The sequence below is a fragment of the Winogradskyella echinorum genome (assembly GCF_014297365.1).
Lineage (GTDB): Bacteria > Bacteroidota > Bacteroidia > Flavobacteriales > Flavobacteriaceae > Winogradskyella > Winogradskyella echinorum.
The window spans coordinates 978,968-1,000,731 of record NZ_JACOQD010000001.1; the positions used below are offsets into that span (position 1 = coordinate 978,968).

18 protein-coding genes are annotated in these 21,764 nt (G+C 30.8%); 6 read left to right on the forward strand and 12 right to left on the reverse strand.

The features are described from left to right. Positions 1–12: 12 nt before the first annotated feature. From H8K90_RS04330 to H8K90_RS04355, 6 genes are all read right to left on the reverse strand, one after another. Positions 13–561 (reverse strand): YceI family protein, encoded by a 549-nt coding sequence (locus tag H8K90_RS04330; protein WP_186844701.1) that lies wholly within the window; start codon positions 559–561, stop codon positions 13–15. Between the two features lie 6 nt (positions 562–567). After that, a complete protein-coding gene (locus H8K90_RS04335) occupies positions 568–927 on the reverse strand; it encodes a hypothetical protein (RefSeq protein WP_186844702.1) in 360 nt (119 codons plus the stop codon). A gap of 12 nt (positions 928–939) precedes the next feature. Beyond that, positions 940–1,791: a DUF5777 family beta-barrel protein gene (locus tag H8K90_RS04340; protein WP_186844703.1), complete on the reverse strand. Its 852-nt coding sequence runs from the start codon at positions 1,789–1,791 to the stop codon at positions 940–942. 2 nt (positions 1,792–1,793) lie between these two features. Beyond that, entirely contained in the window at positions 1,794–2,174 is a 381-nt protein-coding gene (locus tag H8K90_RS04345; RefSeq protein WP_186844704.1) for an OB-fold protein, read from the reverse strand. 81 nt (positions 2,175–2,255) lie between these two features. Next, positions 2,256–2,741 (reverse strand): hypothetical protein, encoded by a 486-nt coding sequence (locus H8K90_RS04350; protein ID WP_246457510.1) that lies wholly within the window; start codon positions 2,739–2,741, stop codon positions 2,256–2,258. A gap of 27 nt (positions 2,742–2,768) precedes the next feature. Then, entirely contained in the window at positions 2,769–3,839 is a 1,071-nt protein-coding gene (locus H8K90_RS04355; protein WP_186844705.1) for a hypothetical protein, read from the reverse strand. 104 nt (positions 3,840–3,943) lie between these two features. Here H8K90_RS04355 and H8K90_RS04360 point away from each other — a divergent pair, with 104 nt between their 5' ends. Genes H8K90_RS04360 through H8K90_RS04370 form a run of 3 tightly spaced genes read left to right on the forward strand, consistent with a single transcriptional unit; the run spans position 3,944 to position 7,690 of the window. Next, positions 3,944–4,468 (forward strand): RNA polymerase sigma factor, encoded by a 525-nt coding sequence (locus H8K90_RS04360; RefSeq protein ID WP_186844706.1) that lies wholly within the window; start codon positions 3,944–3,946, stop codon positions 4,466–4,468. 47 nt (positions 4,469–4,515) lie between these two features. After that, positions 4,516–5,424 (forward strand): FecR family protein, encoded by a 909-nt coding sequence (locus tag H8K90_RS04365; RefSeq protein ID WP_186844707.1) that lies wholly within the window; start codon positions 4,516–4,518, stop codon positions 5,422–5,424. Beyond that, positions 5,408–7,690 carry a TonB-dependent receptor plug domain-containing protein gene (locus H8K90_RS04370; protein WP_186844708.1) on the forward strand — a complete coding sequence of 761 codons (2,283 nt, stop codon included), beginning with the start codon at positions 5,408–5,410 and terminating at the stop codon, positions 7,688–7,690. The genes H8K90_RS04365 and H8K90_RS04370 overlap by 17 nt, the downstream gene beginning before the upstream one ends. A gap of 7 nt (positions 7,691–7,697) precedes the next feature. Here H8K90_RS04370 and H8K90_RS04375 read toward each other — a convergent pair whose 3' ends face one another. The 5 genes from H8K90_RS04375 to metG all read right to left on the reverse strand — a co-directional run bounded on the left by H8K90_RS04375 (position 7,698) and on the right by metG (position 18,725). Then, positions 7,698–10,076, reverse strand: coding sequence for a hypothetical protein (locus H8K90_RS04375; protein ID WP_186844709.1), 2,379 nt, complete (start codon positions 10,074–10,076; stop codon positions 7,698–7,700). Positions 10,077–10,133: 57 nt separating this feature from the next. Beyond that, positions 10,134–12,581 carry a hypothetical protein gene (locus H8K90_RS04380; RefSeq protein WP_186844710.1) on the reverse strand — a complete coding sequence of 816 codons (2,448 nt, stop codon included), beginning with the start codon at positions 12,579–12,581 and terminating at the stop codon, positions 10,134–10,136. Positions 12,582–12,659: 78 nt separating this feature from the next. Further along, the gene (locus tag H8K90_RS04385) at positions 12,660–15,095 is read right to left on the reverse strand and encodes a hypothetical protein (RefSeq protein ID WP_186844711.1); all 2,436 of its coding nucleotides are present in this window, start codon (positions 15,093–15,095) and stop codon (positions 12,660–12,662) included. 104 nt (positions 15,096–15,199) lie between these two features. Beyond that, positions 15,200–16,639 carry a hypothetical protein gene (locus H8K90_RS04390; protein WP_186844712.1) on the reverse strand — a complete coding sequence of 480 codons (1,440 nt, stop codon included), beginning with the start codon at positions 16,637–16,639 and terminating at the stop codon, positions 15,200–15,202. A 1-nt stretch (position 16,640) separates the two neighbouring features. Further along, a complete protein-coding gene (gene metG, locus H8K90_RS04395) occupies positions 16,641–18,725 on the reverse strand; it encodes a methionine--tRNA ligase (RefSeq protein ID WP_186844713.1) in 2,085 nt (694 codons plus the stop codon). A gap of 82 nt (positions 18,726–18,807) precedes the next feature. Between metG and H8K90_RS04400 the strand changes: the two genes are divergently transcribed. The 3 genes from H8K90_RS04400 to H8K90_RS04410 are packed head-to-tail and all read left to right on the forward strand — an operon-like array spanning position 18,808 to position 21,011. Then, complete coding sequence (locus tag H8K90_RS04400; protein WP_186844714.1) at positions 18,808–19,833, forward strand: S66 peptidase family protein; 1,026 nt, start codon at positions 18,808–18,810, stop codon at positions 19,831–19,833. A gap of 1 nt (position 19,834) precedes the next feature. Next, positions 19,835–20,596, forward strand: a complete 762-nt coding sequence (locus H8K90_RS04405; RefSeq protein ID WP_186844715.1) for a HEAT repeat domain-containing protein — start codon at positions 19,835–19,837, stop codon at positions 20,594–20,596. Between the two features lie 55 nt (positions 20,597–20,651). Continuing rightward, positions 20,652–21,011: a YraN family protein gene (locus H8K90_RS04410; RefSeq protein ID WP_186844716.1), complete on the forward strand. Its 360-nt coding sequence runs from the start codon at positions 20,652–20,654 to the stop codon at positions 21,009–21,011. 125 nt (positions 21,012–21,136) lie between these two features. Here H8K90_RS04410 and nadD read toward each other — a convergent pair whose 3' ends face one another. Next, positions 21,137–21,715 (reverse strand): nicotinate (nicotinamide) nucleotide adenylyltransferase, encoded by a 579-nt coding sequence (nadD, locus tag H8K90_RS04415; RefSeq protein ID WP_186844717.1) that lies wholly within the window; start codon positions 21,713–21,715, stop codon positions 21,137–21,139. Positions 21,716–21,764: the final 49 nt, after the last annotated feature.

A 21,764-nucleotide genomic window follows, 5' to 3' on the forward strand; every position in this document is an offset into this window, starting at 1 on the left:
TAGAATAAAATTCTATTTTTTAACCAATTCAAAATTAAAATCTATTTCAACCTCATTAGACAATTTATTAGCAACAATCTTGGGTACCTCAATATCAAAGTCCGATACTAATACCTTAAAACTTCCAGTTATAACAATGTTGTTGTCTTTAACTTTAATAGTTAGTGGAATGCCATTAAATTGTTTTGTAACGCCATGAAAGGTCAGTGAGCCATCAATATGTGAATAACTATCAGTTTCACTTAAAGTATCAAAATCAAAGCTTACTATTTTACCTTTAAATGTGGCTTTGGGATACTTATCTGATTCCGCATAGTTTTCATTAAAATGCTCTTCCATTAAGGCATTTTTAAAACGAAACGCTTTTACAAAAGCAAGCGCTGCAAACTCACCATTTTCGGTATTTAATATTGCAGTAACCGATTCATTTTTTGCCGCAACTTCTTCAAATGAAGGCACTGAAGCTTCGAATGAAAGTGTTCCAGTTTTAGTTAGATACTTGGTTTGTCCTATAGCACTTAAACTGAATAATACAAGTAATAAAAATGTGATCTTTTTCATAATAGTTTAATTTTCTATTAGACCTTCTGCATCCCATTGAATAACAAGGTCAATTAAATTTTGCGGTAATCTTGGTCCTCCAAAAGGCATACCAAATCCAGAATCGGTTGATTCTATACGACTTATTAAGCCTCTATTCTCTACTGCGTTTTTTACATCATTATAAATTGTTAGTGACATTGGCGCACCATTTACTGGTGGATTACTATGGCAACCAATACAATTGGTATCTATTATTGCTTTAATGTTGTCTTCATAATTAACAACGTCAACAATTATATCTTTTGTTAAATCATCTTCGCTATTATAAGAACAACTGTAAAAAAAACTTATAATTAAAAGGAATATTAGGTATATACGTTTCATAATTTTTAGATTTTAAAATACACGACTTAAGTTAAAGCCAAAATAGATATTACCATCACTCCAGTCACCAGTAGCTTGTCCTAAAAACCCATTAGTATTCATAGCCTGAGCATTAGAAAAATGCATCTGAAAAACATGACCTCCCGTTTCAAAATCAAAACCAATAGACAAGGGGTTTTTAAAAGGTGAATCGTCAGCTCTATTAAGATGCCAACCATAATCTAAGTTTATAGACCATCGCTTTCCTAGTTTTTGTCTACCACCAAATCCAATAGCATATTGTGAGTTGTGTTGCTCGTCATAAGCCACAAAATTGTCGTGAAAAAATGTGGGAGCAAGTTCCAACGACAAATTTGTGCTTACTTTTTTGGAAATCAGTAGTTGAACTGTATATCCTAGACGATCCCTAAATTCTAACTTTGGTAAATTTTCTTTTTCTAATGCTGTATTTATTAAAATAGAATTATATCCAACTATGGTAAATGGAAAGCCGTTTTCTTGCTGTCTTGCTAGTCTGTATTTTGCAGAAGCTTCATATATTTTTTGAAACGAACTGCGAGATACTCCAACATTTATAGCATCTGTTAAACCGTAAACAAAATTGAGTCGTGTTACGGCATCATCAAGTCCAAAAAAACTATCAAAACCATTTTCTATGCTTCCAAAACGGTGCGAAACGATAAAAGTTAATTCTTTTTTTGCAACGAGTTTTGTGGATTCAAAATTCACGATTTTTAAACCTTTAAAGGCAGCTGTAGCGTAATTATCTATAACAGAATCTGTATCTATTTCATCTAATAAGTCCTCTTGAGCATGTGTAAATGCGCAAAATAAGAATGCTATAAATAACAATTGGTGTTTCATTTTTATTTTATAATTGTGCATTGGTCTAACTTTATTTGTTCTAATAAATCATCGTATCCAATAACACGACCCTTAACTTTTATTTTCGAGTTTACATTAATGGAATTTAAAATTGGGTTTGAGAATTGACAAAAGACTTTGTCGTCTATAGTAATTTCATTGGTGTTTAATTCTGAAATTGTGCCAGAAACTTCAATGGTTTTATTCAAATATTTTTGCTCTGAAGCTAAAGCATCTTCAGAAAATTGATTTGAAATTTCTGCTGTAGATATTACAAACTCAGCACTTTCACTTTCAATATCTCTATGATCTTGATAGATGTAATTGTAGCTAATGATTGCTGCTACTATTATAGCACTAAGAATGATTAGTTTTTTACGCATTTAGTTTCGCTTTTAGTTAATATTAAAATGTGCTAAAATTCTATTTAGTAAAGCCATTTATGAGTAGGTTTTCTTCTTTATTTAGTTTTTTTGAAAAACTAAAGTGTCGGTTCCTCCATTTCCTCCACTGATGTCAATTAGACTTAAAGTCGTTTCACTATGGGAAGTTATATCCCAATCGTCATTTAAATCTTCAAAATTATTGGTGTCTGGTACTGGGAATGAAATATTAAAATCAATATCGTCGTCGTTATTACTATCATCATTACTATTACTGCTATTAGTTACAGACCAACTACCTGTGTAAGTTGTTGTTCCGTTAGTAGCTACTACAGTTCCGTCCGTATTAAATGAAAAATTATAACCATTAAAATCGTTGGTTTCATCTTGACCTGAATCTATATAACTCGTAATTCTCCAAGTTCCAGTTTCAACATTGTTTTCAATTAGATTAATTTCTTCCGAATTATCATTTTGGTTACTTCCATCATCGTCTGATGAGCAGGTAAAAGACATTAGTGAAAAACTAACCATTAATAAAATGCTATAAAAAATTGATTTTTTCATTATTACGTATTTTAGGTTTATAAATATTTAATTACAATTATTTTCATATCGAATACGATCATCGTCACCTACTCTTAAATCTATTTTGGTTTCGGCAGAGCAATTTTCAACTTCATGTAAAATCCAATTGGCATTACATAAAGGTAGGCTTGGCACATTTATTACTACTTCTAAATTATTTCCGGAGCCACTAGCAACCCATGTTCCGCTAACAGTTGTAGTGTTCCAATTAACTGACATAGTGCCGTTATTAAAGAAGTTAAAAACATACCCATCATAAGTATCATCGTAATCGATATCATTACGTTTTAGTTTATCTACCTCCCAATTAGTGCAGCTTACAAGTAAATCTTCTACTTGAGTAATTGTACAATTATCGCAATCATCATCATTATAATCGTAATCATCATCTTCATCACAAGCATCTTCAGCATTTTCTATTGCTGTCTCTAACTCAATAAGATTATTTATTATAATTTCAGAATTGTCTGATAGAATAACAGTTATAGGAAACTCTATTGTTACAATATCATTTTCGTCTATATCGTTTAAAAATTCATAGAGTTCATTGTCACCATTTATAGTAATAGTATCAATTAATTCATTGTTTGTATTAAATATAGAGGCTATTATTGGATACTGAAAATCTATGCATTCAATATCATCGTCATATACATTTTCGCCATTACAATTATTTATATAATTATTTAGCTCACTTGTACTAGCAATGTTTACTTCTGAAAAATCGGATAGTATTATGGTTATTGGAAATACAATATCTAAGGTATCTGTATTGTCTTCATCTTCATCTAGTATACACTCAACTGTCTCTAAATCGTTAAAAGAATTTATAGTTAAAAACTGTTGATTTACATTAACAGAATAAGGAAAAAGAATATCAAAACAATTAGCTCTATCCACTATATTATCTAGCGAACCATCATTAGATACTGTTCTTTGTATTAACAATGAAATACTAGAATCTGGCCCTAGAATTTCATCTTCTGGAGCTTGAACAAATTCTCTTTCCTCTTTTCTACATGACGTAAAAGTAAGACCAATGAAAAGAGACAGTAATAAATAAGTTCTAAGAGTCATAATAGCTTTAATTTGTTGCCATTTAATATATAACAACTTAGTTTTTAAAACTACTGATATTTTTAAAAAAAATATTTCAATATCTTTAACCAAACAATTAACTCTTGCCAAAAAAATTAAGCGAAAATATTTGCGAAGCAGCAACATTTGAGCGCATCTATAACAAGCATGCTGACGATGTTCATGATTTTCTATACTACAAATACGGTGCACAATTTAATCCTAGAGATAAAGTACAAGATGCCTTTATAAAGCTATGGGATAATTGTAAAAAAATAACTTTAACTAAAGCCAAATCATTTTTGTTTACTGTTGCTAATAATATGATGCTAAATGAGATTAAACACCAGAAAGTTGTATTACAACATCGGAAAATAAATCCTAAGAATCATAATAATGAAACCCCAGAATTTATTTTAGAGCAAGAACAATACCTAGAAAAATACAATAAAATACTCTCTAATTTAAAAGAAGAACAACGCGTGGCGTTTTTATTGAGTAAAGTTGAAGGAAAGAAACACAGTGAAATAGCAGAACTTTTAGGTGTCACTCAAAAGGTTGTAGAATATAGAATTTACAGTGCGTTTAATATTCTTAAAAAAGAACTCGAAGGCTTTAAAATAAAATAATAAGGAGAATTAAGACCTTAGTTGTTATATAACTAGGTAAACTATATATGACTGAAAACGATTTATTAAAAAAATGGTTAAATGATGAACTTACAGATGCAGAAAAAGATGCATTTAGTAAGCAACCAGACTATGCAATAAATCAAAATATTATTGACAAAGCCAAACATTTTAAAGCCTCTCAATTTTCTAAAGCAGAAGATTTTAAAACCTTTAAAGCCAATTACCAAAATAAAACACCTGTTAAACGTTTAACTTGGCTACAACCATTTATTAGTATTGCCGCAGCTTTGATTATAGGCTTTGGTGTTTATTTTACCTTTTTCAATTCAGATATTGTTGAAGTAAAAACATTGATTGCACAGCAAACAACAACTAGTTTACCAGACCAATCTACAGTGATTTTAAATGCTGATTCTAAAATAACCTATGATTCTGATACATGGAATACTACAAGACGTTTAAATCTTGAGGGAGAAGCGTACTTTAAAGTAGCAAAAGGAAAAACATTTGATGTGGTTACACCAAACGGAACTGTAACTGTTATAGGTACTGAATTTAATGTAAAAGCTCGAAAAGCTTATTTTGAAATTATGTGTTTTGAAGGGATTGTAAAGGTAACTTCAGATACAATTACTGAGCAATTAGTAGCTGGTGAAACTTTTCGTATCTTAAACAAAAAGTTTACTCAAAGTAAAACAATAGATTTAGAACCTCAATGGACCAATAACAGAAGTAGCTTTAAATCAGTTCCTCTAAAAAAAGTCTTTGATGAGTTAGAGCGTCAGTACAACATTAAAGTGTTATTTAAAAATACAGACCTGTCTAGGGTTTTTACAGGTGTGTTTGTAAATGACAATATAGAAAATGCTCTTATATCTATTACAAAACCAATGAATTTAACTTTTGAAATTAGTTCACCAAAGCAAGTTCTAATTCATGGCAATAAAAATTAGGCATTATCTATTTATAATCCTTATAAGCTTCATCTTTTCTCTTAAAGTAAATGCCCAAGAGACTGATAAAAAAACATCCTTGTCTCAAATTTTAAAGTCTTTAGAAGGACAGTTTAATGTTCAATTTAATTATGCTGAGGAAGCGATTCTTAACACAGATATTATAGCACCATCAAAAGATTACACACTAAAAAAAGCATTAAGATACCTAGAAGCAAAAACGGGTTTAGAATTTATTTTAGCAAATGATAATGTAGTTTTGATAATCTCTAATTCAAACAATTTAAAGCTTCAAACACTCTCTGAGGTTACAGTTGCAGGCTATATTGTTAAAGGAATTAATAAGTTGAACAATGGTTCTTTTGAAATAGATATTTCAGATTTTGATATTTTACCAGGATTAATAGATACGGATGTATTACAGGCAGTACAAGCATTTCCAGGCATACAAAGTATTAACGAAACCGTTTCAAATATTAACATAAGAGGCGGCACACACGACCAAAATCTAATTTTGTGGGATAACATTAAAATGTATCAATCTGGTCACTTTTTTGGTCTTATCTCTATGTTTAATCCACAAATAACACAACGCGTTTCATTAACAAAAAATGGAACTACTACAGAATTTACAGATGGAGTTTCTGGTACCATTGCTATGGAAACAGAAAAATTCATTAATAAAGACTTTAAAGGAAATATAGGTATTAATTTTATAGATGCTAATGGATTTGTTGATGTACCAATTAGCAAAAAATCTTCACTACAGATTGCAACCCGAAAATCGATTAGTGATTTTACTGAAACACCAACCTATAACAATTATTTTGAACGCATATCTCAAAATACCGAAGTAGAAAACAATGCAATGGACATTGTTAATTCTAATAAACAATTTGATTTTTACGATGCTTCCTTACGTTGGATTTATATAATAAATGATAAAGAAGAATTAAGAATAAACTTTATTAATGCTGCTAACGAATTAGTCTTTAACGAAAGTATAAATGAAGAATCTAGAGAGAGTAGTTTAAAGCAAAATAGTATTGCTGGTGCTATTTATTATTCTAAACTATGGAATAGTAAATGGCAAACCACTTTTGAAGGTTATGAAACAGATTATAAACTAAAATCCATTAATGCTAATGTTTTGGATGCGCAGCGATTTCTTCAAGAAAATAAGGTATCTGAAACTAGCCTAAAACTAAAGATATATTATAACATTAATAACAGATTAAGTCTATTAAATGGTTATCATTTTGTTGAAACTCAAGTCACAAATTTAGATGATGTAGATAATCCTCTTTTTAGATTATTAGTATCTGAAGTGGTGAGAACACATGGTGTATTTTCCCAAATTTCTTATAAATCTAAAGACAGAAATACGAATTTAATTACTGGATTAAGATATAATTATATTGATAAATTTAAAAAGCATTTATTTGAACCTAGATTGAGTTTTTCTCATAAATTTCTTCAAAATTTTTCGTTTGAAATATTAGGCGAGTTTAAACACCAAAATACGTCTCAAATTATCAATTTTCAAAATGATTTTTTAGGTATTGAAAAACGTAGGTGGCAATTATCTAACAATAATGATATACCTGTAATACAAAGTAAACAAGCTTCAGTTGGTGTTTCATTTAATAAAAGTGGATGGTTAGTAAGCGCAGAGAGTTATTATAAAAAAGTAAAAGGTATTACAACGCAAAGCCAAGGGTTTCAAAACCAATATGAGTTTGTAAAAACTGATGGTGAATACAACGTAAAAGGCTTAGACTTTATAATTAGAAAACAGTTGAATAATTTTAATACGTGGTTAAGTTATTCTTATATGGATAACAAATACACCTTTAAGTCTTTACCAGAACATTCTTTTCCTAGCAATTTTGATGTTACACACGCCATTACACTTGGAACCAATTATACTGCAGAAAAACTTAAAATATCCACAGGTATAAACTGGAATTCTGGCAGACCTAAAACCAGCCCTATTAATGGTATTGAAATTAATAATGATGAAATCAATTACAATGCTACTAATTCAGAAAAATTAGAGGATTACTTAAGGATTGATGTCTCTGCTTTGTATGATTTTAAATTATCTAAAACCACTAATGCTAACCTTGGTATTTCAATTTGGAATCTTTTAGATAAAAAAAACACCATCAATAATTTCTATAGACTTAATGATGGTGTTGTTAATGAGATAAAGCAACAGTCTCTGGGGCTTACTCCTAATGTAATATTTAGAGTTAATTTTTAAAGCTCAATTAATTCAATGATATGGTCTTTTCTTCAAAAATAAAGGACCCATCATTTGCTATGCCTTCAATATATAAGGTTACTGGTACTTCAGGTTGTTTTATTTTAATACTAATATATCCATTAGCATCTGTTACAAGTTCTGGCTTCCACGCTATTGTTCCATAACCTTTATAAAAATCATCATTATAATATCTGTACTTTGGTACGTAGAACTTTTTTTCTGGAGTAAATGTCAAAGGGAACTTAAACTCTAATTTCTTATTTCTATTATTTTCTCTTCTAGAGCCAGGATAAGTAAAAATTTTTATAGCTCCATAATTTCTCCCGTAAGTACCATTTTTTTCAATCTCAATATAATCAATATGGTCCATAGAATACAAGTAGAGTTCATTCATATTTGCACGAAAATTATCTACAAATATTGCTGGTGGTGGATTAAAAGAACTACGATTTGTAACAAAAAGTACTGAAGCGTCATGAACGTCTATTGCTATATAGCCTTTTGATTGTAGGAAGCGAGATAAAAACATATGTTGTGTTATTTCATTTTCATCTATAATCGTTATTCTTCCAAAAGCATTTTCGCTTAGTTCCTTTAATCGTATTTTTTTCTTATCTAACTCCCCTTTAACTATAACTTCATCTAATTCTTCTACTCTATTAATCTTTTCAAATTGCATTACATTTTTGTTCAAATCTGTAGCTATCGTATAGTTATCTTTTGGATTAAGACCATATCTTAGAGAAAACAAATGAGGTATTTCATTCGGTGTTGATTGTAGATATAATTTTGGTGGCTGAATGATCTCTTTTTTATCAAATGTTGATAAATACAGTCTTTCTGATTTCACGGGAAATAGACTGTCAATATAGAAATAATTATATTCTAGATTTTCAACTTTAAAAAAACGAGGCTGAGTTATATTTGAAGTATGCATCATGTATATTGATTCTGATGCTTTATTTTCAGAATGAATATTAGCTTTTAACGTTATACCTTGCTCAAAAGGATAATTTAAAGATGGATTTGTATTAAAAATATGTTGCCAATCGTAACTACTCCATCCTTGCGTGATTAAAAGATTGTCTAATTCCATTTGCTTTTCTTGGCTTATATCTGTAAAATAGTATTTGGCTTGTTCTATCGTACCGTTTACATAAGGTTGCAAGTAAGTATATGATAAGATATTATGATGCCTACCATAAGATTTCGTTTCTTGAGGTAAAACAGAAACACTAAGATTATTAAATTGTTGAGCACTGATATCTTTAAAATTCAGTTTCATTGTAATAGAATCACCTGCCTTAGATGCCGATAAATTACTAGATGTTATTACGTCAATACCATTATAATTAAAAAACAAACGTTCTATGATAGGCTGATTTTTTTCATTAAATAATGTAAGAATATTAACTCCAGGAGTTAACATTTCTAAATCAAATACAGTTAGAATATCCAATTGATTATTAAATACGATATCTAAAACTTCAATTTTTTCACCATTATGTACTGTAAGGCTGTAAGGTTTGTTTTTAATATGCTTTAAGCTCTCTTTATTAGTTGTTAAAGAAACAATAGCTTTGTTTTTATGATTTACAAGAGACATGGTAACACCAATAGATTCTATCTTTTCATTTAATGTAAAGCTGTAATCCTTGTTAAGATAGCTTAGATTTACTTTGTAGCTATTCCCTATCTCTGCCAATAAAGGGAACTTACCTATACCAAATTGGTTGACCTCAAATTGTGTAACAAGGTTATCCTTTTGATCTCTTACTTCACCTTTTACAGAAGCCACTCCATATCCTTTAGAGTCTTTTAAAACCACACCAACATTGTTAATTACACCATTAAGTAAATGACCACCTTCTGGCAAGAATTGTGCGTCAATAGTATTTTCTACAGTTGTAGTTTCTAAATATTCTTCGGCTTTTGGATCAATTATCCTTACAGATTCTATAAAATAGTTTTGCTCGTTAAAATTCCGCATCCAGTTTGTGTAAGCCTTAAACGTGTAGTAACCAGAAGTAAAACTAGAATCTAACTCAATAATATTAGAGGCGACACCATTTTCTACCTTGAGTAGTTTTTTTTGTAGAACATTATTCTTTTCATCTTCTATACTTACATAAAGATTGGTAGTGACCAATGAAGGTTTTTTATCTTTTTTATCGAGCACATAGGCTGTAAATCCAATACTTTCACCTTTTATATAAGTCGATTTATTAAGGTGAACATAGACAACTTCTCTTGCGCCTGAAGTGTAATCTTCGTAACTGTCTAATATATCAATTGGGTCTTCTTGGGCAGTTAATAGATTAAAACTTAAGAAAGTAATAAAGAAAACTAATTTTGAAACTGAAAAAAGAGTAGAGTTTTTCATAATTGATGGTTTTGAGATTAATAATTGATTGCATGTAAATAAACACCCTTTACAATTTTAGAAACTCTTATTCAATGATATCGTCTTTTCTTCAAAAATAAAGGATCCATCATTAGCTATACCTTCAATATATAAGGTTACTGGTACTTCTGGTTGTTTTATTTTAATACTAATATCTCCATTAGCATCTGTTACAAGTTCTGGCTTCCACGATATTGTTCCATAACCTTTGTAGAAATCATCATTATAGTATCTGTACTTTGGTACGTAGAACTTTTTCTTTCCGCTAAATGTTAAAGGAAGGCTATATTTTTGGGCAGTCTCTCTGTTTACAGATTTATATGCACTGCCTTGTAGTGTATAAATTTTTATAACACCTTGATTACCTCTTATACCCATACCAAAACCTGAAGGGTCTAATTCTACATAATCTATATTACTCATTGGCATTTGTGAAAATATAGAAGTATCCATAATCTGCATGCCATCCAAAAACATTAAAGCTCCCGTATTAGATAATCTACCATTTTCTGCTTCACCTTCGACTCCATTACCTCCAAATGATCCTCTATCATTCCTCCTAAAGCTGGCAGAAAAAGATCCAAGTCCATCCGAAACACTCAGGTTAGACTGTGCTAAATACGCCCCAAGAGTATAGTAATTAAGCCTATCTAATTGAGTAGGTATCTTAATTCTACCATAGCTATGTTGGCCAAGTTCTAACATTCTTACCCTAATTTTATCTAATTCAGTTTCTACAACTACCTCATCTAATTCGTGAATGTTATTTAAGTTTTCAAATATCACTTTATTTTTTAAACCCGTTAAAGTTGCATAATCTGCCTTTGGATTTAATACTTTTTTAGTTGTATTAAGAAAAGGAATCTCATTAGGATATGATTGTAAATACAGCTTAGCAGGAGAAAGCAAATCTTTAGCCTTTACTTCTGATAAAAACATACTATCTTTTTCAGAAATAAAAATGTTTTCTAAAATAAACGTTTTATCTGTTTCGCTAGCTTCAAACAACTTAGGTTCTTGATCAGCAATGGCATGTAACATATATTTACTGCTTGGTCCTCTTACCTCTTTATTAACATTTGCTCTTAACGTAAATCCTTGCTCAAATGGGTAAGTAAGGTATTCTGCCGGTTTAAAAATATGTTGCCAATCATAACTACTCCATCCTTGCGTGATTAAAAGATTGTCTAATTCCATCTGCTTTTCTTGGCTTATATCTGTAAAATAATATTTGGCCTGTTCTATCGTACCGTTTACATAAGGTTGCAAATAAGTATATGATAAGATATTATGATGCCTACCATAAGATTTCGTTTCTTGAGGTAAAACAGAAACACTAAGATTATTAAATTGTTGAGCACTGATATCTTTAAAATTCAGTTTCATTGTAATAGAATCACCTGCCTTAGATGCCGATAAATTACTAGATGTTATTACGTCAATACCATTATAATTAAAAAACAAACGTTCTATGATAGGCTGATTTTTTTCATTAAATAATGTAAGAATATTAACTCCAGGAGTTAACATTTCTAAATCAAATACAGTTAGAATATCCAATTGATTATTAAATACGATATCTAAAACTTCAATTTTTTCACCATTATGTACTGTAAGGCTGTAAGGTTTGTTTTTAATATGCTTTAAGCTCTCTTTATTAGTTGTTAAAGAAACAATAGCTTTGTTTTTATGATTTACAAGAGACATGGTAACACCAATAGATTCTATCTTTTCATTTAATGTAAAGCTGTAATCCTTGTTAAGATAGCTTAGATTTACTTTGTAGCTATTCCCTATCTCTGCCAATAAAGGGAACTTACCTATACCAAATTGGTTGACCTCAAATTGTGTAACAAGGTTATCCTTTTGATCTCTTACTTCACCTTTTACAGAAGCCACTCCATATCCTTTAGAGTCTTTTAAAACCACACCAACATTGTTAATTACACCATTAAGTAAATGACCACCTTCTGGCAAGAATTGTGCGTCAATAGCATTTTCTACATTTGCAGTTTCTAAATATTCTTCGGCTTTTGGATCAATTATCCTTACAGATTCTATAAAATAATTTTGCTCGTTAAAATTCCGCATCCAATTTGTGTAAGCCTTAAACGTGTAGTAACCAGAAGTAAAACTAGAATCTAACTCAATAATATTAGAGGCGACACCATTTTCTACCTTGAGTAGCTTTTTTTGTAGAACATTATTCTTTTCATCTTCTATACTTACATAAAGATTGGTAGTGACCAATGAAGGTTTTTTATCTTTTTTATCGAGCACATAGGCTGTAAATCCAATACTTTCACCTTTTATATAAGTCGATTTATTAAGGTGAACATAGACAACTTCTCTTGCGTCTGAAGTGTAATCTTCGTAACTGTCTAATATATCAATTGGGTCTTCTTGGGCAGTTAATAGATTAAAACTTAAGAAAGTAATAAAGAAAACTAATTTTGAAACTGAAAAAAGAGTAGAGTTTTTCATAATTAATGGTTTTGAGATTAATAATTGATAGCTTATAAGTAAGCATCAAAATTTATACCAAAACCATTCTTTACAATTTTAGAAACTCTTATTCAATGATATGGTCTTCTCTTCAAAAACGAACGAACCATCATTGGCAACACCCTCTATATATAATGTAACTGGAATTCTTGGTTGAGAAAACTTAATAACGATATCGCCATTTTTATCAACAGAACATTCTGGTTTCCAATCTAAAACCCCGTAAGCTTTGAAAAAATCATCACCAGTATTTCTATATTTAGGTGCATAATATTTTTTATCTACACTAAAAACTAAAGGCAATTTAAATTGTTGCACACTATCTTGATTATTATAACTACCTGATATTGCTGGATTAGAATAAATACGAATTGATCCATTATTTCCTCTAAGACCTTCACCAAGACCCTGTCTGTTTATTTCAATGTAATCTATATTAGTTAAAGAATATTGAGATAAAATTGCGGTATCAACTAATTGCATATCATCAAGGTAAATAGTTGGACTAAGCACTTTGGCTTCTCCTTCACCAAATCCAGGTCTACCTCCAGAAGCACTTAAACGATCTGTTATAATAAACTGCCCTCCACTTTCATTTACATTATAGCCTTTGTAATTTAGATAACTGCCTAAAGTATTAAAGAGTAACCGATCTTCTTCTTCTACAATATCTACTTTTCCATAACGTCCTTGGCTTAATTTTTCAATACGTTGTCTTTTTCTATCTAATCTTGTCTTTACTACAACTTCGTCTAATCTTTGTACTTCACCCGTTCTATTTTCTAAAATTTTATTTCCTCTAGTAAGGCTTTCCGAAATTTTATAATCGAGTTTAGGTTTTAATACTTTAAAATCTGTTGTTAAAGTAGGAATAGAATTCGGAAAAGATTGAAAGTAAAGAGCAGCAGGAATAAGTCCGTTTACCTTTGTCATTTTAGACATACTAATTTGGTCTTGTCCAACAGGAAATAAGTTTTCTACTATAAAACTATTTTCACCTTCTTTAAGTTCAAATATTCTTGGTTCCTCAGCACTAATAGCATGCATTAAATAATTATTTTCAGGACCCTTTGCAACATTACTAGGTAAATTTGCTTTGAGTCTAATACCTTGCTCAAAATTGTGAGTTTGATTGTATTCATCGTTAAAAATCTGATTCCAGTCGTAACTACTCCAACCCTGAGTTAATAATAAGTTATCTAACTCGTATTGCTTTTTAGCACTAACATCTGTAAAATAGTATTTAGCTTGTTCTATTGTTCCCTTTATATATGGCTGCAAAAATGTATAAGAGACAATATTATTATGCTTATTGTAGGATTCCGTTTCATTTGGTAAAACAGAAACGCTCAATGAGTTGTTAATCGTTGGGTCTATGTCTTTAAAGTTAAGTTTTACAGTCACAGAATCTCGACTTCGGGTTGCAGAAATATCACTAGAAGTTAAGACATTAATACCTTCATAATTGAAAAATAATCGTTCCGCTATAGGCTCATCATTTTCATTAAATAGTGTAAGAATATTTACTCCAGATGCACTATTACTGTAATCAATTGCTTTTGTAACAACAGTTTCATCTGTAAAATAGATATCCATAATATCGTAATTTTCACCATTATGAATCATTAAAGTATGTCTTCTATTCCTTACGCTTTCTAAGGTTTCTGTATTAGTTGTTAAAGACACAAAAATCTTGGACTTTAAACTTTTAACTGACATAATTATGCCTTTTTCTTCTATGGTTTGGTTTAAGTCTATACTAAAACCCTTGTTTGCCTTTTTGATGTTTACTTTATATGCATTCTCCTTGTCTGCTAATAACTGAAATTTGCCAATACCAAATTGATTGGTTTCAAAAGAGGATAATACTTCATTATTTTTATCTATGACCTCTCCTTTAGCATTAGAAATTCCAAAACCAAGATTATCTTTTATAACTACACCTATGTTATTTATAACTCCATTAAGCAAATGCCCACTCTCTGGTAAAAACTGTGCGTCAATGGCATTATCTATAACAGTTTCTTCTACATAGGCTTCATTTTCGGGATTGATAATTCTTATAGATTCGGCATAAAAATTTTGTTCATTAAAATTAAGCATCCAATTGGTGTAGGCTTTAATATTATAATATCCTGAAGCAAAAACAGAATCAACTTCAAATGTATTTGAAGCCACTCCGTCCGTTACTTTAATTAATTTTTGCTTAAGTATATTTTTATTTTCATCCTCAATACTTACATAAAGGTTGGTGGTAAGTAGTGATGGTTTTTTATCTTTCTTATCCATCACATAAGCTGTAAAACCAATAGATTCTCCAGAAATGTACGTGGACTTGTTTAAGTGCATATACACAACCTCTCTAGCAGCATCTGTATACTCTTCGTAATATTCTAATATTTCTGAATCTTCTTGCGCACTAATAAGGAACGTGCTTAATAAAAAAATAATGAAAGTAAATCGGTAATAACGTGGTGAGTAGATAGTTTTCATAATTGCTGATTTACTATAAACTTAGCAAAAATCAGGTAAAAAACATACTAATTTAACTTTGGTTTAGTAAAGAATACTAGAATTTAACTCGAAAATATTTATTATTAATCGATTAAAATGTAATTATAGAAACCTTTTTCTTTATCAAAATAACCTAAAATATATTTGCCATCAATTTTAAATATTGACTTAAACCTTAATTTGATATCATTAAGTTCATCGATATAAGTTTTTATTCTATCAAAACTATTATCCGGAATAGTGCCATTAATACTATTAAATTCATTGTCAAATAAACACTCTATTCTGGTAGATTTTGTACGAGTATAAGAGTAATATGAAGGTGTTAAAATTGCAGTTGTAATACCAAAAGCTAAGCCTCCAAAAAAACCACCAACAAATGTAAATTGGCTAGAGGATTCTTTTGTTTCACTACAACCTAAAGTTATTATGAACTTATTCTCTTGTTTATAAATAAAGAGTCCTGCATTAGAGTTAGATACTTTTCTAAGAAATTGCTTTGTTTTATCTAATTCTCTATAATTATCAAATTCTCCTCTTTCTAATATTATTGGTGAATTTTTAAATGTAATAGAATCGTTTTCTGTTACGGTTAATGACTTTAATATAGATTTAGAATCAATATCATAAATCGAAAAATCTAGTTTTTCCTTAGTAACATATAAACTAAATAAGTGATTGTCTAAAACAAAAGAATTTGATTCGCTTCCTCTGTCTTTCTTATCAAAAGATGGTTTGGGGAAATCTATGAGCTCAGAATTACCATTTTCTAGGTTTATAGAGATGTAACTTGTTGAGGTATTATAAAAGTCATTTGTTAGTATTAGTTTGTTATTATCTAAAAATAACTTGTTTTTTTTAGAAGATTCTTCTAACGAACCTGGTTCATTATTCTCAATTAATGAAGCTTTGTGCCTATCATACCCGCTATCTAAAAGATGATTAAGCGAAATATCAAAACCTCTTGGAGATACAATTTTTTCATTTGAAAAATCATATGTTTCTACAGTATAATCTTTATGATTGTTGAGCTTATGGAGCTTTAAAATAGAAGAGCGTTTTACTGAAGTAAGAATATAGATATGAGCCTTATACTCAAATGTACCAATAACCGATTCAATATTAGATAGGATATCAATTTTGTTTTCAAACACAAAACCTGAAGTCGAAAAGTCAATAGTTAGAGCGCTAAACCTATTGCCATAATCATTTTGAAAAAACATGGTATATGCACCTCCATTGATTGAAGCTCCGATATAATTATTCTTGTATTTTGGAAGTGCTTTAGCACTAAAGGTATTTAACAACTCACCTTCTGTATTGTGTAAATAGGCTACAAAGAAGTTAGAATATTGAAAAAAAGTAACAAACTCATTGGCTTCCTCATTTACAATTTGAAAAACTTGTTGGAAATTCCTTTCAGCTGAACGTTCATTTGTGTTAATTGAAAACCATTCGGATTGAGCAAATAAAGGCTGTGAAAAACTACAAATTAATAAAACAATGCGTAGAATTAACCTCATCTTAACTTATCTGCAACCCATTAGAAACACCATCAATATCTGTGTTGAGCGAAGTCGAAGTATCTGGATTTACAAACACCAAATTACCACCTTCATCTTCAGTCATTAAAATCATCCCTTGGCTTTCTACACCACGTAACTTTCTTGGTGCTAAATTGACTAAGACTGTAACGCGTTTACCAATAACATCTTCAGGCTTAAAACTTTCTGCAATACCAGAAACAATAGTACGTGTATCAATACCAGTATCTACTTTTAAGACTAAAAGTTTTTTGGTTTTTGGCATTTTTTCGGCTTCTAAAATTGTACCGACTCTAATATCTAGTTTTGTGAAATCTTCAAATGTGATTTCTTCCTTTTGAGGTTCCACCACCTTTTTTGCAGCTTCATTGGCTCTTTTACTCGCTTCTAGTTTATCTAGTTGCTTCTGGATTTCAGAATCTTCAATTTTAGAAAATAATAATTCTCCTTTTCCTATTTGGTGAGACTTAGGTAGTAACACTTCTTTTGTAGAGATATCATCCCAAGTTGATTCTGAATCAAGTTCAGAATGACAAAGAATTGACTTTAGTTTCTTCGATGTAAATGGTAAAAATGGCTCGGATAAGACAGCTAAAGCTGAGGCTATTTGTAACGCTACAAACATTACTGTTTTTGTACGAGCTTCATCCGTTTTTATAGTTTTCCAGGGTTCTTCGTCTGCTAAATACTTATTACCAAGTCTAGCCAAATTCATTAATTCTTGAGAGGCTTCTCTAAAACGGTAACGCTCAATAGAACTAGAAATTACAGCAGGATAAGCCTTTACAGCAGCTAAAGTTTCTTCATCAATAGCTGAATAGTCTGATGGACTCGGCGCTACTCCATCATAATATTTGTTGGTTAACACCACAACACGATTAATAAAGTTTCCGAAAATAGCTACCAATTCATTATTATTTCTGGCCTGGAAATCTTTCCATGTAAAATCGTTATCCTTAGTTTCTGGTGCGTTTGCAGTTAATGCGTAACGCAATACATCTTGCTGATTAGGAAAATCGATTAAATAATCTGGTAACCAAACTGCCCAATTTTTGGAGGTTGATAATTTATTGCCTTCAAGATTTAAAAACTCATTGGCAGGTACATTTTCTGGTAAAATATAAGACCCTTCCGCCTTTAACATTGACGGAAATATAATACAGTGAAATACAATATTATCCTTACCAATAAAATGCACTAAAGTGGTGTCCTCATCTTTCCAATAGTCTTCCCAATTTTTTCCTTCTCTTGCAGCCCACTCTTTTGTTGCTGAGATGTAACCAATAGGAGCATCAAACCAAACATAAAGTACTTTGCCTTCTCCTCCTTCTACTGGTACCGGAATTCCCCAATCTAAATCTCTAGTTACTGCTCTTGGTCGCAAACCATCATCTATCCAAGATTTTACCTGTCCGTAAACATTAGGTTTCCAATCTTTTTTATGCCCTTTTAGTATCCATTCTTTAAGAAAATCTTCGTGTTTATTTAAAGGTAAAAACCAGTGTTTTGTTTCTTTTAAGGTTGGAACATTTCCTGTTATGGCTGATTTAGGATTTATTAAATCTGTGGCATTTAAACTACTTCCGCAGTTTTCGCACTGATCTCCATAAGCTTCTTCGTAGCTACATTTAGGGCAAGTTCCAATTACAAATCGGTCTGCTAAAAACTGATTGGCTTCAGCATCGTAAAGTTGCTCTGTTACTTCTTCTACAAACTCATTTTTGTTATAAAGTGTTTTAAAAAACTCTTGGGCTGTATCGTGATGAATTTTTGCAGAGGTACGCGAGTAATTATCAAAAGTAATTCCAAAATCTTCAAACGATTTTTTTATAATCGCATGGTATTTATCTACAATATCTTGCGGTGTAACACCTTCTTTTTTCGCCTTAATTGTAATAGGTACTCCATGTTCGTCACTACCACAGATAAAAGCAACATCATTACCTGTTAGTCTTAAATAACGTGCATAAATATCTGCAGGCACATATACACCAGCTAAATGACCAATGTGAATTGGCCCGTTTGTGTATGGTAATGCTGCTGTTATGGTATATCTTTTCGACATGGCTTCGGTTTTTTAAGGGGACAAAAGTACGCAATATAAAGGCGATTTAGAAAAAAAATGTACATTTACAAAAAGGCTTTTTATGATTTTAAAACATTCTATATTTACTTTAATTTTTGCAATTAGCTTAGCTGCATGCAAACAAGTAATCGCTCAAAAAGACACAGATAATACTTCAGAAATGACATCTAAATTAATTCAACCACCATATTTAAAAGCAGGAGATACAGTTGCCATTGTTGCACCTTCCGGAAGATTAAAAAACAAAGAACATGGTGTTGAACAGGCTACAGAATTGTTGAAAAGTTGGGGATTGCATGTTGTTGTTGGTAAAAATGTATTTAATGATAACAATCATTTTGCAGGTACTGATGAAGAGCGTGCTGAAGATTTTCAAGAAGCCATGGACGACCCATCGATTAGTGCTATTTGGTGCGCAAGAGGAGGTTACGGAACCGTTAGAGTTTTAGATAAATTAGACTACACAAAATTTAAAGAACACCCTAAATGGGTAATTGGTTATTCTGATATTACAGCATTACACAATCAACTACATAATAAAGGTTTTGAATCCATACACGCTATAATGTGTTTGAGTTTAACGGATGACTTAGAAGAAATTAAAGAACCTGTAGAAACTTTTAAAAATGCATTGTTTAATGGTGCTACAAACTACGAAATAGAAGGCTCTTCTTTTAATAGAGAGGGTAACGCAACAGGGCAATTGGTTGGTGGAAATTTAACATTATTACATACTATGTTAGGCTCAGAAACTAGTATAGATTTATCTGGTAAAATTCTCTTTATTGAAGAAATAGGTGAGTACAAATATCATATAGATCGAATGATACAAAGTTTAAAACGTGCTGGTTACTTTGAAAACTGTAAAGGGGTTATTGTTGGTGGCATGAGTAAAATGCGAAAAAATACTACCCTTTGGGGCACCTCAATAGAACAACTTGTTTTAGATGCTTTGTCCGAATATGATTTCCCAATTGCATTCAATATGCCTGCAGGACATGAGAAAGATAACAGAGCTTTGTTTTTAGGTAAAACTGTTGAATTATCAGTTAAAAAAGAAGGTTCTTCAGTGATCTTTAAAGATTAAAATGGCGTTCTACGACCTTACGAAAGAAGAACGCAACCAACTTGTTGAAAAAATTAATCAACGAATTGAAAATGATTTAGAGAATAATACTTCAGATAATATTCTAAAATACTTTTCAGACGATGACACTTATATTAGAAAAACAGGTTATTTAGCTATTGGCAAAATTTTCTACGCGCAACCACATTTGCAAAATAAGATTCTTTCAGTATTAACGCGTCTATTTAAATCTGAAGACGAATTAATTAGGCAAACTGTAGTTAATGCAGCCGGTGAAATTGGTAAATTTCATTTTGATAAGATTCAAACATTTATGGATATTGGTTTGTTTGATAGCCATCATCGTGTCAGAAATGCTGTAATTGGTTCTATTAAAAAAATGGGAGAGCGAAATCCTGTACCAGTTTTAGCTTGGGTAAAAACCTATCTTAATCATGAAAATAAAGAAATTAGGAGAGAGATTTGCCATGGTATTGAACTAAGAGGACGAACTCATCCTCAGGATATTTTACCACTTTTAAAAGAGCTCGAAGTTGATAACGCTAAACGTGTTTCTGATACACTTATTCACGTTCTTGGTCAAATAGCCTATAAACGTGGTTGTTTAAAAACTGTAGTTACGCATCTTAATAAATGGCAAAATAAAGAGTTAGTGCAAAACGCATTAGATGAAATTGTAGATGTACATAACCGTTATAAAAAGTTTGCGGTTTTAACACAACAAGAAGCAATTGCTTATATTGATGCTAATTATAAAGCTTAACTAAGTTAAATATTTTATGCAGGATGAATAAGATTCCTGCTTTTGTAGGAACAAGATGGCACAACATAATGAACTTGGTAAAAAAGGCGAGCAACTCGCTGTAGATTTTCTTATTGAGAAGAACTACGACATAGTTGAACGTAATTATCGTTTTGATAAAGCCGAAGTTGATATTATAGCTCAAAAGAATGATATTCTTGCTATTATTGAAGTAAAAACACGATCATCCGTAGACTTTGGAAACCCACAAGATTTTGTAAAGCCTAAGCAAATTAAAAACTTAGTAAAAGCAGTAGATGAGTACGTAACTGAGAATGACTTAGACATCGAGGTTAGATTTGATATCATTGCCATTGTAAAACAAGGAAAAGGATATGAAATTGAGCATTTAGAAAATGCGTTTTATCATTTTTAATTCCCATGTCCACGTGTCGCCGAAGCTTTAGCGGAGGTACAAAATGGGAATCTCATTAACTTAAAAAACAATTTCAATTTAGAATTATAGTAAACAAACATGAGATTCCTGCCTTCGCAAGAATGTTACCTATAAAAATTCATTTCATCCAAATACTCCCAAACATGTTCTGGCAACATGGGTTTAATGTTTTTTCCGTCTTTAATTTCTTTTCTTATAAAGGTGGATGACAACTGCATAATAGGTGCATCTACCTTATGAATTTTTGGATGATTATCAAATTGAGTTTCAATTGTTCCTTCAGAAATTCTTGGGTAAACATAGATACTATGATTTTCTAAAATAAGCTCATAATTTTTCCATTTATGAAAACTTTTTAGGTTGTCTTCACCCATAATTAAAGCAAACTCATGCTCAGGAAATTTCTCAAATAAATAAGTTAAAGTATCTATAGTGTAATTAGGTTGTTTTAAACCAAATTCTATATCACTAGATTTTAGCTTAGCATAATCCTTAGTTGCACGATACACCATCTCTAGACGTTGATAATTATCTAATAAGCTACTTTTTTTCTTAAAAGGACTTTGTGGTGTTACTACAAACCAAACTTGGTCTAAATCGCTATGCTCAGCCAAATGATTGGCAATAGTTAAATGCCCAACATGTATGGGATTAAATGTTCCGAAATAAAGACCTATTTTCATTTTGTTTTAGTCATTCCTATGGAGGCAGGAATCTATTTAATATTTGCTA